Raw genomic sequence first — 15528 nt, 5'->3', positions numbered from 1 at the left:
ATGTCAACGCAGACTTCGCAGCCCGGCGGCAAAGAAACGAAACCCGACCCTTGTGACCAAGGGGACAGAACGGGCACACAGACCAACAGGAAGGCGGTTGCACACCGCAAAGCCAACCGCAGGAGACGCGTATTGAACCAGCATAGCCCCAACCCCGCCGAGAGCCTCGCGACGCTTTTGGAGACACAAAAAGCCCACCAGGCCGAACATGGCGTGCCAAACGCGGCTGAACGCAAGGATCGCATCACGCGGTTAATCGACCTAGTACTGGATAATCGCGATGCCATGATTGACGCGATCTCGTCCGATTTTGGCAATCGGTCACAACATGAAACAATCGCAGCCGACATCGTTGGCACGGTAAAACAGTTAAAATTCGCGCGGGACAACCTTGATCGCTGGATGCGCCCTGAAAAGGCAAAAGTCGAGTTTCCGTTGGGCTTGCTGGGCGCGCGCGGCCGCATCCATTATCAACCCCTGGGTGTCATTGGGATTGTCAGCCCCTGGAACTTTCCGATCTATCTGGCCATCGGCCCAATGGCCGAAGCCTTTGCGGCAGGCAACTCGGTCATGCTGAAGCCGTCAGAGTTCACATCCCGCACATCCGACCTTTTGAAGTCGCTGATAGAGGCAAACTTCGCCCCGCACGAAACCGTGGTTGTGACCGGGGGCGTCGACGTCGCGCAGGCGTTCACCGCCCTGCCTTTTGACCACTTGCTGTTTACCGGCGCCAGCACCATTGGCCCGCACGTCCTTCGCGCAGCAGCTGAACATATGGTGCCGACAACGCTGGAACTTGGAGGCAAGAACCCCGCCATCATCGCCCCCAGCGCAGATATGAACCTTGCGGTCGCCCGGATTGCGGCGGGCAAAGGATTCAATGCGGGTCAGGTTTGCCTGGCACCGGACTATGTCTTGGTCCCATGCGCAAAGATGGAAGAATTCGCCACCCAGCTTGCGGCAAAACTTGCCGAGGCCTTCCCGACTCTGTCCGGCAACCCGGATGTCACCCATATTGTGACCGACCGCCAATTCGATCGGCTCAAGGGCCTTGTGGAGCAAGCACGCTCGGCAGGGGCGAGGGTCGTTCAGGTCAATCCCGCCAATGAAGATCTCTCAGCCACAAACGAGAAAATTCTGCCTCCGACACTGATCGTCGACGCCGATCCGGCGCTGGACGTCATGCAGGATGAAATCTTTGGGCCGATCCTGCCAATCCTGCCTTACGACTCGCTGGATCAGGCCATTAGCTTTGCCAACACCCGTCCGCGCCCCCTAGCGGCTTACGTATTTGCCAAGGACGCGGGCGAGCAGGAGCAGGTGATGGAAAGCACCATTTCCGGCGGAGCGTGCATCAACGAGACCATCATGCATTCGACCCAGAACACCCTACCCTTTGGCGGCGTCGGGAATAGTGGCATGGGCGCTTTTCACGGCCTGCACGGCTTCAAACGGTTCAGCCACGCAAAGGCTATTTTCAAGCAGATCAACATGGATGGTGTCTTCAAGGCTCTTCGCCCGCCCTATGGCGAGAAGTTCTTTAAAACAATGGCACCGTTCCTGAAAAAATAATCTGGTGCACCAACAAAAGAAGGAAACTCCGCATTTACGAAGTTCCCTTCAATCCTTTTGCGGTATTGCTGACAGCGCGGCTTACTATGGGCAAGGTGCCTGTGGCACTGCCTCAGACCTCCAGCCATTCCTTCCGGATTTCGTCATTTTCGCGCAATGCCTGCGGGGTGCCTTCGTAAACCATGTGCCCGTGACCCATGACGTAAACCCGGTTGGTCACACGCAAAGCGATAGTCAGCTTTTGCTCGACCAACAGGATCGAGACGCCACGCTCGGCAATCTGCAGCAGCAGATCCCCCACTTGCTCAACAATCTTCGGGGCCAGACCTTCGGTCGGTTCGTCGATCATGATGAAATCGGGATTGCCCATCAAAGCGCGACAGATGGTCAGCATTTGCTTTTCGCCGCCCGACATGACCGAGGCATCCACATCCGCACGGTTGCGCAAGTTGGGAAACATCTCAAACATGTCCTCGATACACCAGCGGCCATCGCCGTCCTTTTGGCCCGGCTTCAGCCCCAGTATCAGGTTTTGGCGCGTTGTGAGACCGGGAAAGATATCCCGGTTTTCGGGCACGTAGCCAATCCCGGCCTTGGCAATCTCAAAGCTCTTGCGACCAGCGATCTCCTGGCCGCGGAACTTGATCGACCCATGTGGCGCGACCTCGCCCATGATCGCCTTGCAGGTGGTTGACCGCCCAACCCCGTTGCGCCCCAGCAGCGAGACGATTTCGCCCTCGCCCACTTCAAGGTTCACCCCCTGAAGAATGTGACTTTTTCCGTAATATGCGTGCAAGTCGGTGACCTGAAGCATTACACCGCCTCCTCTTCCAAACTTGCGCCCAGATAGGCTTCTTTCACTTTCACCGATGCGCGCACGACGTCCGGCGTGTCGGATTCGATCACTTCGCCATAAACAAGGACCGAGATCTTGTCGGCCAAATCGAAGATCACGCCCATGTCGTGCTCGACGATCAATAGTGTCTTATCCTCGGTCACGTTGCGTATCAGATCGACGATCAGGTCAGTTTCTGAATGGCTCATCCCGGCGCAGGGTTCGTCCAGCAGAATGATATCGGCTCCGCCAGCGATCGTGATCCCAATCTCAAGCGCGCGCTGTTCGGCATAAGCCAGCGTGCCTGCCAGTTCATTCCGGCGCGCGGTCAGATTGATCTGTGCCAGAATACCCTCAGCCTTTTCAGTCACATCCTGCTGCCGACCAATCATGTGCCAAAACGAATAGCGATACCCCATTGTCCACAACAACCCGCAACGAATGTTTTCGAACACGGTCATGTTGGGAAAAATGTTGGTGATCTGGAAAGATCGGCTGAGACCACGGCGGTTGATCTCGAAGGGCTTCAATCCGGTGACATCTTCGCCGTGCAGAAACACCCCGCCCGAGGTCGGCGCGAACCGCCCGGTGATCAGGTTGAACAGGGTCGACTTCCCGGCCCCGTTTGGCCCAATGACCGCATGGCGTTCACCTTTTGCGATCTGCAGGTTCACACCCTGAATGATCTTAGCCAGACCAAAACTTTTTTCGAGGTTTCTTAGCTCGATAGCAGGAGCGCTCATGCCCGGTCCTCCGCATGGTTCGCATTGTCCCAGGCTTCACGGATTTCCGGCAAAACGCGGGACACAAGGAATAGTGAGATCGCGGCGATGATTACTGCAAAGGCTATGGCTTGATAGCCACCACTGTCAAAGGCAATGCCATAGAGGTGCATCTCGTGATCGCCGCCGTATCCATGGCGCTTGTGGAACAGAATCTCCAAAATGGCGGCCAGGGACAGGACACTCGTGATCGCGGGGATTGCCACCTTGAGATACGGCTTGATCAGCAATTTCAGTTTACCCAAGGCGAGCGGGCGTCGATGCATCGCAATCAACCCGGCAAAACCAGACGGGAAGAACATCACACAGGCCACGAACAAAATGCCCAGATACAGCGCCCACAATTCGGTATGCAGGCCAAGAACCGTTTGCAGCAAGGTGAACACGACCGCGCCGATGATTGGCCCGACAAAGAAGCCGGCTCCGCCAATGAAGGTGATCAGCAGGATTGAGCCTGACGTTGCAAGGTTCAGGTTTTCCTCGGTCAAAATCTCAAAGTTGATCGCGAACAACGACCCGGCGACACCGGCAAAGAAACCCGAGGCGCAGAAGGAAATCCAGCGAACGTTGCGTTGGGAATACCCCAGAAACTCGGCGCGTTCCTCGTTGTCGCGCACAGCGTTGGCGATCCGCCCGATCGGCGTGCGCGAGAACAGGTACATCAGCAACGCCGCCACCAAAAGCCACACGACAGTAAGGTAATAAACCTCTTGCTGTGTAAGGAATTCATATCCAAACACTGGCGGACCCATGGTCCGGTCGCCCGAGATGCCTTCTTCGCCGCCAAAGAACACTACGATGATGACGGAACAGGCGGCGATCAGCTCTCCGACACCAAGCGAGATCATGGCGAATACAGTGCCTGCCCGACGGGTCGAAAAACTACCGATCAGGAAGGCGAAGACCATGCCGAACAAGCCTCCGACAATCGGAAGAAACGGCAAAGGCAACCATAGCCCGTCCTCGACCATGTTCATCACGTGCATGGCGAAGAACCCGCCAAGACCCATATAGACCGCATGACCAAAGGACAGCATACCACCCTGCCCCAGCAACATGTTGTAGCTTAGCGCGAAGACGATGGTGATTGCCATCTGGTTCATGATCGTCAGCGCCGAACTGGATTGGAACACAAATGGCAGGCACAACAGGAACAAAGCGGCAAAAGCCCAGGGCATCACGCTTGATAGCGATATCAGCCGCGTAGTGCCCGCAGTTAAGGGCGTCTTACTAGCGATACTCATGATTCACGGTTCCCCATAAGACCTTGCGGGCGCAGAACAAGAACGATGATCATCAACAGGTAAGGCAAGATCGGGCCGAGTTGAGGCAGCGTCAGTGTCCAAAGGTCCTGCAGCGGATGATCCCAGATCATCTCTGGCTTGGTAAAGCCGATCGCGGTCAGCACCTGTTCAGCCGTGACGTCATAGGCGGTGGCAAAGGTCTGAAGCCAGCCGATAATCAGGGATGCAACCAAGGCGCCCCAAAGGGAACCCAGACCGCCGATCACAATGGTCACAAAAACGATTGAACCCAGCTGCAAGGCCATGCCGGGGAAAACACCCAGAACCGGACCAGCGATGACGCCGGCCAGCCCGGCCATCGCGGTTCCTACGCCAAACACGCACATAAAGACCAACGGTACGTTGTGACCCAGGTTCTGCACGGTTTCGGGATAGCTGAGCGCGGCCTGAATGGTCATGCCAATACGGGTCTTGGTCAGAATGTATAGCAGTGTCAGGAAGATCCCCATTGCGACGGCGATCATGAAAACCTTGTAGGCAGGGAAAGCATTTCCAGCGATAGCGAAAGCTGCAAAATCCAGCGCGGCAGGTTCCGAGAATGGAAGCTGACTTTTGCCCCAGAAGAATTGAATCGTTTCTTCAATCAGCAGCGCAAGACCAAAGGTAAAGATCAGTTCCGGCACATGCCCGTATTTGTGAACTCGTCTTAACCCGTATCGCTCGATCAGAGCTCCGATCAAACCGACAATCAATGGCGCGACAAGCAAGCCGACCCAGAACCCGGTGACGAGGCTGATCTGATAGGCGAAATAAGCACCCAGCATGTAAAAACTGGCATGAGCAAAGTTCAGAACGCCCATCATGGAAAAGATCAGTGTCAGACCGCTGCATAGCATGAACAGCAACAAACCAGTCACAAATCCATCCAACACGTTCACGAGGAACAGCGCCATTACGTGTCTCCCTGCATTTTATTGAGTGGTAGCCTAGCGGCCCGCCCGGATTTCGGACGGACCACCAGAGTGGTTAGAGGGTTATGGGCGCTTCATCTCGCACGTGGTGGACGAGTCATTGGACGCCAGTTCGACAACAGTTTCTGCGACCATACCACGGCCAGAATTGTCATAGTCGAACGCAGCCTCGGGTGTCTGCCCTTGCACCGTCACTGTCTGGATCGTCTGGTGATCGCTTTCACGCATCAAGGTCTTGCCAGTGACAATACTGTCGTATTCCATACCTTCCAGCGCGTAGGCGATCGCCTTGATATCCGTGGCGTTGCCTACTTCGTTGATCGCGGCCGCCAGCATCGGTGCAACATTCGCCATCTGAGGCTGACCGAAGTCCAGATCCGGGAAGCTTACATAGAAGGCTTCGATGAACTCTTGCGCTTCTGGTGTTGGGGCGGGGTTTACCTGACCTGCGCCAACCAGCTTGACGATTCCGTCGCCTTCTTCACCAAAGGCCGCGGTGATGCCCGATGTCGCGCCATAGTAGGTGTAGATCGGCTTGTCGAAACCGGCACCCATGACCGCCTTGCCCAGACCGACCATATCGCCACCCCAGTTACCGGTGATCACGGCATCTGCGCCCGAACCAACAATCTTGCGCGCGTAGGGCGTGAAGTCTTTGACTTTGCCGATCGGGTGCAACTCGTTCCCGACAATCTCAATATCGGGGCGCTTTTCCTGAAGGAAACGCTGAGCGGCCGCAGCAACAGCCTTACCGAACGAATAGTCCTGACCGATCACATAGACTTTTTTAATATCCGGGTTGGCTGCAATGTCATCGGTCAACGCGTCCATTTTGATGTCAGCATTGGCGTCAAAGCGGAAATGCCAGAACTGGCACTTATCATTGGTCAACGCCGGGTCAACGGCCGAGTGGTTGAGGAAGATAACCGGATCATCAGGGTTGCGACGATTGTGCTTGGCAACGGCTTCGGTCAGCGCGTTCGCCACACCGGATGATGCGCCCTGAGCGATGATGCGAATGCCCTGATCCATGGCAACCTGCAACTGGATGAGAGATTCCTTTGCGCTGATCTTATTGTCGAAAGGCACCATCTCGAATTCGGCATTCCCATCCAACAGCCCGCCAGGTTCGTTCACCAGCTCTTTGACGCTGTGGCGATAGATTGCCAGGCCTTGTGTGCCCGTCGTCGCAAATGGCCCGGATAGCGGATCAATGAAAGCGATTCGTACTTTTTCCTGTGCCGCAGCGGCCCCTGCAACAAGACCAGCAGCAAGTGCGGTCGCCATCATCAAATTGAACTTGTTCATTTCTTCCTCCCTATTGACACCAGGCGGTAGGTTTCAGCCCATTGTAAGATCCACACGTGGGTGAGTGATCGATCACTATATTCATGACTGTTTGTTAGTGTGTCAACGAATTACTGACCGAATTTGGAACTTCTGGACATTCGTGAAACAAAATCGGCATTGCGCCGTCACATCGCCCAATTTCATCTCGCCTAGAGTGACTGCTCCTCAATTAGCTTTGAAAATAAGGGGAATGCTCAATCGACTGAATATCCGTGATCCAATCTTCTACCCGCGCTCATGATAAACAGAACTGGCCCAAACAAATCGTTGACATTTTTTTTGTTCGCGTAATATCATTTGTGTACTAACGAGAAATTTCTCATCAGGATAGACACTTTGCGGTATCTCTCTCCCAACACGCTCGATGATGCATTTGACTTGCTGACCAGCAATGATCTGACGGTTGTCGCTGGCGGCACTGACTTTTTCCCATCCCGGCAGCGTCATGAGCTGCAAACCGACATATTGGACGTCACACGCATCAATGGTCTTTCGGGCATCCAACTTGTGGATGACCGTTGGAGAATCGGAGCCACAACAAGCTGGACAGACATTGCCCGGGCCAATCTGCCCGTCGCATTTAGGGGCCTGCAAATGGCAGCGCGGGAAGTCGGTAGCCTGCAGATCCAGAACAGCGCCACGATTGCAGGGAACCTGTGCAATGCCTCGCCTGCCGCTGACGGCGTGCCACCGCTGCTGACGCTGGAGGCCAGCGTTGAACTTGGCTCGGCCCGTGGCTTTCGCGAGGTTCCGCTGTCAGAGTTCATCACTGGCGTGCGCAAAACGGCGCTGTCCGACGATGAGATTGTGACCGCGATCTACCTGCCCGATCCGCCCAAAGGGACTGTTGGACATTTCGAAAAACTCGGCGCGCGGCGATACCTTGTGATCTCGATCACGATGACTTCTGTCATCATCGGCCTAGATAAAAACCACCGGATCAACTATGCGCGCATCGCCGCGGGGGCTGCGTCAGCCGTGGCACAAAGGCTGGTACAGCTCGAAACCGATTTGATCGGGAAATCCCCTGAAACGGTTGAAGTTTCATCAGAGCATTTGGCACCGCTCAGCCCCATTGATGACGTCCGTGGAGACGCCGCATTCCGACTGGACGCGGTGGCAGAACAATGTGTCCGGGCAATCGCAGAAGCGGGACAACACCATGGATAAACGCGCTGATGAATTCACGACCGAATTCACCTTGAACGGCCACCCTGTCAGCGCGGTGCCGCGCGTGGGTGAACGCCTGTCGGAAATGCTGCGCGAGCGGCTGTCAGCACGCGACGTCAAGATCGGATGCAACGCCGGCGACTGCGGTGCTTGCACTGTACTGGTCGATGGTGATCCGGTCTGCGCCTGTCTGGTTCCGGCGCAACAGGCTGCCGGGCGGTCCGTGGAAACGGTGTCCGGGCTGACGCAGGATGATCAGATTGCCAAACGTTTGGCAGACAGCTTTCAGAACCACGGCGCGGCGCAGTGCGGAATCTGCACACCCGGCATGATGACCTCCGCCGTCGCTTTGCTGCGCGAGACACCTGAGCCAAACAATGAACAGGTCCAGGATGCCCTTGGTGGCGTTTTGTGCCGCTGTACCGGGTATCGCAAGATTATCGATGCCGTTGTTGCCGCTGGTGCGCCTACTTTGCCAGAAGCAACACTGGGACATGCGGGCGACGCTATCTGGCGCGTGGATGGGCACAACAAGGTCACAGGCACAGAGCTTTTTGGCGATGATGTTGCCCCGGCAGGTACGTTGGAAATCCATGTCATCCGTTCCCCTCACCACCGCGCCGGGTTTACGCTTGGCGATCTGGACGCTTGGGCCAACGAGACCCCTGGGATCGAAGCAGTCCTGACTGCGGCCGACATTCCCGGGCGCAACAACTTTGGCGTTATTCCCGACTTTGCCGACCAGCCTGTCTTTGCGGAAACCGAGGCTCGGTTCCGTGGTGAGGCTGTCGCCGCCATCATTGGCCTGCCCGAGGTTCTGGCAACATTCGACCCAGCAGATTTTCCGGTAACGTGGGAAGAACGCCCCGCGGCGCTGGACTCCCTTGACGCCATGACGCCCCAAGCCGCGCAGCTGCACCCAGATCGCGACGGCAACGTTATGTGTGCCGGTTTCGTGAAATGCGGAACACCAGAAACCGCGTTGGATAACGCAGATGTTGTGGTCGAAGGCCATTTCCGCTCGGGCTTTGTCGAACATGGGTATATCGAGCCTGAGGCCGGGTTCGCCGAGATCGTGAACGGGCGGGTCGAAGTCCATGCCTGCACGCAAGCCCCGGTGATGGATCTGGACGCGCTGGAGATCATTCTGGGGATGCCGCGCGATCAGATCCGTATTGCCCCGACCGGGGTCGGCGGCGGGTTCGGTTCAAAACTCGATATCTCGGTGCAGCCTTATCTGGCACTTGCCGCGCTTAAAACCGGTAAGCCGGTGCGACTGACCTATTCCCGAACCGAGTCGATGCAGTCCACCACCAAACGCCACCCTTCCGACCTGCAGGTCAAGATCGGGGCAACCAAAGACGGTCGTATCAGTGGGATGACTTTTGACGGGCTGTTCAACACAGGCGCCTATGCCAGCTGGGGTCCGACCGTAGCCAACCGGGTGCCCGTGCATGCCTCAGGCCCCTACAAAATCACAGACTACCGCGCCGAAGCCAAAGGCATCCATACGCATTGCCCGCCATCGGGCGCATTCCGCGGCTTTGGGGTTCCGCAATCGGCTATCGCACAGGAATGCCTGTTCGACGAGTTGGCGGACAAGCTGGGCATCGACGCGCTTGATTTCCGCATCAACAATGCGCTGGAAAACGGTGTACCCACCGTTTGTGGACAGATCTTCGATCAGGGCGTCGGCATTCGCGCCTGCCTCGAAGCGCTGCGTCCCGCGTGGGCCGAAGAAAATACAGCAGTTCAGGCATTCAATGCACAAAACAATACCTTGAAGCGCGGCGTTGGACTGGCGGCAGGCTGGTACGGGTGCGGCAACACTTCGTTGCCCAACCCGTCGACGATCAAATCGGGCATCCGGTCTGATGGCAGTTTGGTCCTGCACCAAGGGGCGATGGATATCGGCCAAGGGGCAAACACCGTGATCACGCAGATCTTTGCCACAGCGCTTGGTGTCCCGGTTGCGCAGATCGAAATCATCGGGGCCGATACGGATGTCACGCCGGATGCCGGCAAAACCTCGGCCTCGCGTCAGACCTATGTCTCTGGCAGCGCTTCACGTCTGTCGGGTGAATCGATGCGGGCGCAGATTTTGTCCCGCGTGAACGCCGGGCCTGACGCCATGATCACCCTGAGCGCAGGTTTGATTGTGGTGGACGACAACGGGCAACATCACTCTATCGACCTGACTGTGCTGGAGCCTGACGCAGAAGGCTACGTCCTGCGCGCCGAAGAAACCTATGACCCGCCCACAAAACCGTTGGACGAAAACGGTCAGGGGATACCTTATGCTCAGTTTGGTTATGCTGCGCATCTGGCGGTTGTCGAGGTGGACACAAAGCTGGGCACGGTGAAACCGATCAAATTCGTGGCCGCCCATGACGTTGGCAAGGCGATCAACCCGATGCTGGTCGAAGGTCAGGTACAGGGCGGTATCGCGCAGGGTCTGGGCATGGCACTGATGGAAGAATACCTGCCCGGCCGCACCGAGAACCTGCATGACTATCTGGTCCCGACCATTGGTGACATCCCTCCGATCGAAACGCTGATCATCGAGGAAGAGGATGCCCACGGCCCCTATGGTGCCAAAGGCCTGGGCGAGCACGTGCTGATCCCGACAGCCCCGGCCCTATTCAACGCAATCAAGCGCGCCTGCGGCGTTCGGCTGACTCACGGTCCCGCCACACCAGCAAAAATGCGCGCAGCAATCAAGGAATTGACAGATGCCAACTGAGCGCACAATAACGGAAAAAATCCGCTGCGACGCCTGCCCGGTGATGTGCTATATCGCAGATGGCAAAATCGGGGCCTGTGACCGCTATGCCAACCATGGCGGCGATCTTGTCCGACTGGATGCGCTGACCATCATCGAAAGTGCAGAAGACACTCGTCTGGTCCCGTTCCTGAAGGATGGTAAGGGCCCCGAAGATTGGGACGGCGACATCGTGCAGGGAAAACGGCCCTTTGTGACGGCCGTCGGCGCGGGCACGACCTATCCCGACTACAAACCCGCGCCCTTCATCGTCAGCCAGGACGTGGCGGGCGTGGATATGGTCACCGTGGTGACCGAGGGGATATTCTCGTATTGCGGCGTCAAGGTGAAGATCGACACCGACCGTCATATCGGCCACGAACGCGATGTTGTCCGCGTAAATGGAGAGCCGGTCGGGCACGTAATGACCTCAGAATACGGATCCAAGATGTTGTCGCTGGGCGGCGTAGAGCACCTGACTGGCGGCACCAAAAGAGAGGGCCGGATCACCTGCGATGCCCTGCTTCGGCTGTGCAATCGTGAAGCCGTCGAGATGGTGATCGGTGATGAAGGACATGAGACCACGGTTGTTGTTCAGGCCGGCAAAGCGCCCATCATCAACGGGGTCGAGGAAAAACTGATGCGGGTGGGCTGCGGCTCGGCCACAATCGGGATGTTCGCCAAGCAGTGGATTGAACATGTGGATGACGTGGTGGTGGTCGACGACCACATTACCGGCGTTCTGTCCGAGCATCAGGCAGGCAAACTGCTGGACGTCGAACCCACGGGGATCAAAATCAATGGCCGTCGTTCTACTCCGGGTCGCTATTTTCAGGTCGCAGAGCCCGGCACCGGCTGGGGCGGTACGGATATCGAGGATCCGCTGAAAATTCTGGGCGATTTCAATCCGAAATTCGCGCGTGAAGGTATGAGCCTGTTGATGGTATCCACCACTGGTGAGCAATATGGCTATTTTGAACTGGATGCCGAGCTGAAACCTCAGCCCGTCGAGATTCCCCCGGCGCTGAAGGCGTCTGCTGAGCTGATTGCCGAAAACTGCGAACCTTCGGTCTGCTCGGTTCTGTTCATGGGCGGCGCAGGCGGCAGCCTGCGGGCGGGTGTCACGGAAAACCCGGTTCGTCTCACGAAATCGGTCAAGGACTCGCTTACCTTTGTATCCTGCGGCGGGGCCGAAGCTTACGTTTGGCCTGGCGGCGGCATCACCGTGATGGTGGACATTCTGGATATGCCCACAGGATCGTTCGGATATGTTCCGACCCCGGCACTGGTCGCCCCCATCGAGTTCACAATGCGTGTCAGCGACTATGGCACGCTGGGGGGGCACATGGATGAGATCAAGCCAGTTGCAGATGTCATCTCGGACGAAACCCGCAAGGTAGATCAGTTCGAAAACCAGCCCGACCCTATGTCTTCGAACAACTACCGCTGGGCGAAAGGAGCATAAGGTCAGATGCAACCCATCTCTGCCATATTGCCGTGTGGCCGCAGATTGCATCTGCAACACGGCCCGATCGACCTGATCGTCGAGGCAGATGGGGCGCGCGATATCGCATTTGAAGCTGCCCAGTTACGGTTCCAATCCTTGCTGCAAGGCTTAGTGGATGAACTGGCTTTGTTGAAAACGCCCATGACGGCTGAATGCGCCCGCCCTCAAGGACGGGTAGCGCGCCGTATGGATGACGCTGCCCGCCCTCATACCAACGTGTTTGTTACACGCATGGCCGCAGTTGCCGGAGCCGTTGCAGACGAAGTACTGGCGGCCATGCTACAGGCCACGCCCCTGGATCGCGCGTCGGTCAACAATGGCGGAGACATCGCCGTGCATCTGTGCTCGAGTCAGGACTATAGCATCGCCATGAGTGGGCTTGACGGGTGCGACCTGGGCCGCATTGCTATCCGTGCAAGCGACAAAATTGGTGGCATTGCCACGTCGGGTCGCGGCGGACGTAGTCTGAGCCTTGGCATCGCCGACAGCGTTACAGTGCTGGCCAGCAACGCAGCAATGGCCGATGTGGCAGCGACTCTGATCGCCAACGCGGTTGATCTGCCCGGGCATCCGGCCATCCGGCGCCTTCCGGCCAATCAACTGCGCGATGACAGCGATTTGGGCGACCTGCCGGTTCCGGTTTCTGTCGGTCAACTCTCTGCCCAAGATATTCAAGATGCCCTGTCACACGGCCTGAATACTGCCGAGACCATGCTTGGACGCGGTTTGATCTCTGCCGCCCATCTGTCTCTTGGCTCTCACTCCTGCCAGACGGGCGCGTCCCGATTGGTGATCTCAACCACTCAGAAGGTTCCACAATATGCCTGACGTTCAACTGCGAAAAAAGCTGTTTTCGCTTGAAGAAATCTATCACGAAGGCGGACCACTGTCCGACACGCCGCTGGTGCGGGTCGCTGCGATGGCCGTGATCGCCAACCCCTTCGCAGGACGCTACGAACCCGAAATTCAGGGCTTTATGGAAGACCTCAAACCTTTAGGTTTGGAAATGGCGCAAACACTGATCGACATGTTGGGCGGTCCGGAAAACGTCCAAGGGTACGGCAAAGGGTCCTTGGTTGGCGAAGGCGGCGAGCTGGAACACGGCGCGCTGTGGCATGCCCCCGGTGGTTACGCGATGCGGCAGTTGCTGGGTACAGCCAACGCGATTGTGCCTTCATCGAAAAAAGTTGGCGGCGTGGGTGCGCGGCTGGATGTGCCGATCACGCATATCAACGCCTCATATGTGCGCAGCCATTTCGACAGCATGGAGGTGGGTTGCAATGACGCCCCGCGCGCAGGCGAGCTGGCTTTCTCGCTGGTCATGACAACTGGGCCGCGGGTGCATTCGCGCTCGGGCGGGCTTGAGGCCTGGGACATCAAAGGAGAGGACGGCCTAAGATGACAAAGATCCGCAAAATCGCAGTCAACGTTGAAGAAACCCATATAGAGGCAGGGCGCCCGATCTCGCCCGCCACACGCAAGGCGGTGGCTGTGGCCGTGATCGAAAACCCCTTTGCCGGGCAATATGTCGAGGATCTGACACCGCTGATGGAAACTGGTGCTGAGTTGGGCGCTTTGCTGGGCCGCCGCTGCGTCGAGGCCCTTAACATCACGCCGGAACAGGCTGAAAGCTACGGAAAATCTGCGATGGTCGGTGAGAATGGCGAGCTGGAACATGCCGCCGCCATCCTGCACCCCAAGTTGGGCGCGCCACTGCGCAAAGAGGTCGAAAAGGGCGCTGCCTTGGTGCCTTCTTCGAAGAAGATGGGCAGCCCTGGGCAGGTACTGGACGTACCGCTTGGTCACAAGGACGCAGCCTATGTGCGCAGCCATTTTGACGGCATCGAAGTGCAGTTGAACGACGCGCCCCGCGCGAATGAGATCATGGTGGCAGTTGCGATCACCGACAGCGGACGACCGCTGCCGCGTGTAGGCGGACTGACGAATGAGGAGGCAGAAGGCAAAGACGGGCTGCGCTGAATGTAGCAGCTGCGCTCTTTAGGGCTGACAACACATTAAGAAGCCGGGATAACTGGCCGTGAACAATGATCATTGGGAGGAATTTGAAATGAATCTGATCAGACGCACGGTACTGGGCGCGCTTGCTGCGCTGTCCTTCACCGGTTTGACGGTTGGGGTCAGTCTGGCCCAGGACACAATCGTTTTGGGTGAGGTGAACAGCTATACCCGTCTGCCCGCCTTTACAGAGCCCTACAAGAAAGGCTGGGAACTGGCGGTCGAACAAATCAACGCTGCAGGCGGAATCGACGGCAAGCAACTGGAAGTGATCAGCCGGGATGATACCGGTGATCCAGCCACGGCAATCCGGATCGCCGAGGAGCTGGTCTCAAAAGACGGTGCAGTTCTGATCTTTGGCACCTTCCTGTCCAATATCGGTCTGGCGGTTTCCGATTTTGCCAAGCAGAAAGAAGTCCTGTTCATCGCTTCCGAGCCTCTGTCCGACGCGATTGTCTGGTCCAAAGGCAATAAATACACTTATCGCCTGCGCCCCTCGACCCACATGCAGGCCGCGATGCTGGCCGAACAGGCCGCCAAGTTGGATGCCGTGAAATGGGCAACTGTCGCACCCAATTACGCCTACGGGCAGGATGCGGTGAAGGCCTTCAAATCCGAACTGACCAAATTGCGCCCCGATGTGGAATTTGTCGAAGAACAATGGCCACCGCTGTTCAAGATCGACGCAGGTTCCACCGTACGCGCACTTGAGGCCTCGAAACCGGATGCGATTTACAACGTGACCTTCGGCGGCGATCTGGCCAAATTTGTTCGCGAAGGTTCGCTGCGGTTCCTGTTCGAGGATCGCGACGTGGCATCATTGCTGACCGGAGAACCGGAATACCTCGACCCGCTGGGGGCTGAGGCTCCTGAGGGTTGGATCGTCACCGGATACCCCTCGACCGACATCGCAACGGACGAGCATAAGGCATTTGCTGAAGCCTATATCGAAAAGTTCGGCGAAGCGCCCAAAACCGGATCTATCGTTGGATATAACTCGATCCTCGCCATCGCCGCAGCACTAGAAAAGGCCGATTCCACAGACACTGACGCCTTGCTAGCCGCGATGGAGGGCCTGACCGTCGACAGCAGCCCAACCGGCCCCTTCACCTTCCGCGCGGCTGACCATCAGTCCACGATGGGCGCCTATGTCGGCATGACTGGGACAGTCGACGGCAAACCATCGATGGTCGACTGGTCCTATGCCGACGGGGCAGATTATTTGCCCAGCGAAGACGACGCAGCAGCCTTGCGTCCAGCGGAATAAGCCGACGTTGGCGGGGCAATAGCTGCCCCGCCCCACAAAAAGAACACGAACAA

The 15528-nt window shown here is 57.3% G+C and carries 13 protein-coding genes; 8 read left to right on the top strand and 5 right to left on the bottom strand.

Annotated elements, in window-relative coordinates:
• Positions 1-132: 132 nt before the first annotated feature.
• The gene (locus AC2FFP_RS12545) at positions 133-1572 is read left to right on the top strand and encodes a coniferyl aldehyde dehydrogenase (RefSeq protein WP_496881104.1); all 1440 of its coding nucleotides are present in this window, start codon (positions 133-135) and stop codon (positions 1570-1572) included.
• Between the two features lie 112 nt (positions 1573-1684).
• Here AC2FFP_RS12545 and AC2FFP_RS12540 read toward each other — a convergent pair whose 3' ends face one another.
• The 5 genes from AC2FFP_RS12540 to AC2FFP_RS12520 form a co-directional block, all read right to left on the bottom strand.
• Positions 1685-2386 (bottom strand): ABC transporter ATP-binding protein, encoded by a 702-nt coding sequence (locus AC2FFP_RS12540; RefSeq protein WP_496724825.1) that lies wholly within the window; start codon positions 2384-2386, stop codon positions 1685-1687.
• Complete coding sequence (locus AC2FFP_RS12535) at positions 2386-3150, bottom strand: ABC transporter ATP-binding protein (protein WP_496734790.1); 765 nt, start codon at positions 3148-3150, stop codon at positions 2386-2388. The genes AC2FFP_RS12540 and AC2FFP_RS12535 overlap by 1 nt, the downstream gene beginning before the upstream one ends.
• Positions 3147-4433 (bottom strand): branched-chain amino acid ABC transporter permease, encoded by a 1287-nt coding sequence (locus AC2FFP_RS12530; RefSeq protein ID WP_496778387.1) that lies wholly within the window; start codon positions 4431-4433, stop codon positions 3147-3149. Before AC2FFP_RS12530 ends, AC2FFP_RS12535 begins: the two co-directional genes overlap by 4 nt.
• A complete protein-coding gene (locus AC2FFP_RS12525) occupies positions 4430-5386 on the bottom strand; it encodes a branched-chain amino acid ABC transporter permease (protein WP_109311132.1) in 957 nt (318 codons plus the stop codon). The genes AC2FFP_RS12530 and AC2FFP_RS12525 overlap by 4 nt, the downstream gene beginning before the upstream one ends.
• A gap of 81 nt (positions 5387-5467) precedes the next feature.
• Positions 5468-6712 carry a branched-chain amino acid ABC transporter substrate-binding protein gene (locus tag AC2FFP_RS12520; RefSeq protein ID WP_496837136.1) on the bottom strand — a complete coding sequence of 415 codons (1245 nt, stop codon included), beginning with the start codon at positions 6710-6712 and terminating at the stop codon, positions 5468-5470.
• A gap of 378 nt (positions 6713-7090) precedes the next feature.
• Here AC2FFP_RS12520 and AC2FFP_RS12515 point away from each other — a divergent pair, with 378 nt between their 5' ends.
• The 7 genes from AC2FFP_RS12515 (at position 7091) to AC2FFP_RS12485 (ending at position 15475) form a co-directional block, all read left to right on the top strand.
• Positions 7091-7924, top strand: a complete 834-nt coding sequence (locus tag AC2FFP_RS12515; protein ID WP_496766281.1) for an FAD binding domain-containing protein — start codon at positions 7091-7093, stop codon at positions 7922-7924.
• Positions 7917-10667 carry a molybdopterin-dependent oxidoreductase gene (locus AC2FFP_RS12510; protein WP_496766279.1) on the top strand — a complete coding sequence of 917 codons (2751 nt, stop codon included), beginning with the start codon at positions 7917-7919 and terminating at the stop codon, positions 10665-10667. Before AC2FFP_RS12515 ends, AC2FFP_RS12510 begins: the two co-directional genes overlap by 8 nt.
• Positions 10657-12150 carry a 6-hydroxynicotinate reductase gene (locus AC2FFP_RS12505; RefSeq protein WP_496881103.1) on the top strand — a complete coding sequence of 498 codons (1494 nt, stop codon included), beginning with the start codon at positions 10657-10659 and terminating at the stop codon, positions 12148-12150. The genes AC2FFP_RS12510 and AC2FFP_RS12505 overlap by 11 nt, the downstream gene beginning before the upstream one ends.
• Positions 12151-12156: 6 nt before the next feature.
• Positions 12157-13020, top strand: coding sequence for a UPF0280 family protein (locus tag AC2FFP_RS12500; protein WP_496739110.1), 864 nt, complete (start codon positions 12157-12159; stop codon positions 13018-13020).
• The gene (locus AC2FFP_RS12495; RefSeq protein WP_113788527.1) at positions 13013-13594 is read left to right on the top strand and encodes an amino acid synthesis family protein; all 582 of its coding nucleotides are present in this window, start codon (positions 13013-13015) and stop codon (positions 13592-13594) included. Before AC2FFP_RS12500 ends, AC2FFP_RS12495 begins: the two co-directional genes overlap by 8 nt.
• Positions 13591-14172, top strand: coding sequence for an amino acid synthesis family protein (locus AC2FFP_RS12490; RefSeq protein ID WP_496844306.1), 582 nt, complete (start codon positions 13591-13593; stop codon positions 14170-14172). The genes AC2FFP_RS12495 and AC2FFP_RS12490 overlap by 4 nt, the downstream gene beginning before the upstream one ends.
• An 88-nt stretch (positions 14173-14260) precedes the next feature.
• Complete coding sequence (locus tag AC2FFP_RS12485) at positions 14261-15475, top strand: ABC transporter substrate-binding protein (RefSeq protein ID WP_496844305.1); 1215 nt, start codon at positions 14261-14263, stop codon at positions 15473-15475.
• Positions 15476-15528 lie beyond the last annotated feature (53 nt).

It is taken from the genome of Ruegeria sp. YTSC004, from assembly GCF_059609805.1.
The sequence above is the reverse complement of the archived record's forward strand: the minus strand, read 5'-3'. Positions and strand labels throughout refer to the sequence as shown.

Coding starts and splice junctions, on each gene's coding strand:
- AC2FFP_RS12540 (WP_496724825.1), bottom strand. CDS start 2,386: ATGCTTCAGGTCACCGACTTGCACGCATATTACGGAAAAAGTCACATT.
- AC2FFP_RS12535 (WP_496734790.1), bottom strand. CDS start 3,150: ATGAGCGCTCCTGCTATCGAGCTAAGAAACCTCGAAAAAAGTTTTGGT.
- AC2FFP_RS12530 (WP_496778387.1), bottom strand. CDS start 4,433: ATGAGTATCGCTAGTAAGACGCCCTTAACTGCGGGCACTACGCGGCTG.
- AC2FFP_RS12525 (WP_109311132.1), bottom strand. CDS start 5,386: ATGGCGCTGTTCCTCGTGAACGTGTTGGATGGATTTGTGACTGGTTTG.
- AC2FFP_RS12520 (WP_496837136.1), bottom strand. CDS start 6,712: ATGAACAAGTTCAATTTGATGATGGCGACCGCACTTGCTGCTGGTCTT.
- AC2FFP_RS12510 (WP_496766279.1), top strand. CDS start 7,917: ATGGATAAACGCGCTGATGAATTCACGACCGAATTCACCTTGAACGGC.
- AC2FFP_RS12505 (WP_496881103.1), top strand. CDS start 10,657: ATGCCAACTGAGCGCACAATAACGGAAAAAATCCGCTGCGACGCCTGC.
- AC2FFP_RS12500 (WP_496739110.1), top strand. CDS start 12,157: ATGCAACCCATCTCTGCCATATTGCCGTGTGGCCGCAGATTGCATCTG.
- AC2FFP_RS12495 (WP_113788527.1), top strand. CDS start 13,013: ATGCCTGACGTTCAACTGCGAAAAAAGCTGTTTTCGCTTGAAGAAATC.
- AC2FFP_RS12490 (WP_496844306.1), top strand. CDS start 13,591: ATGACAAAGATCCGCAAAATCGCAGTCAACGTTGAAGAAACCCATATA.
- AC2FFP_RS12485 (WP_496844305.1), top strand. CDS start 14,261: ATGAATCTGATCAGACGCACGGTACTGGGCGCGCTTGCTGCGCTGTCC.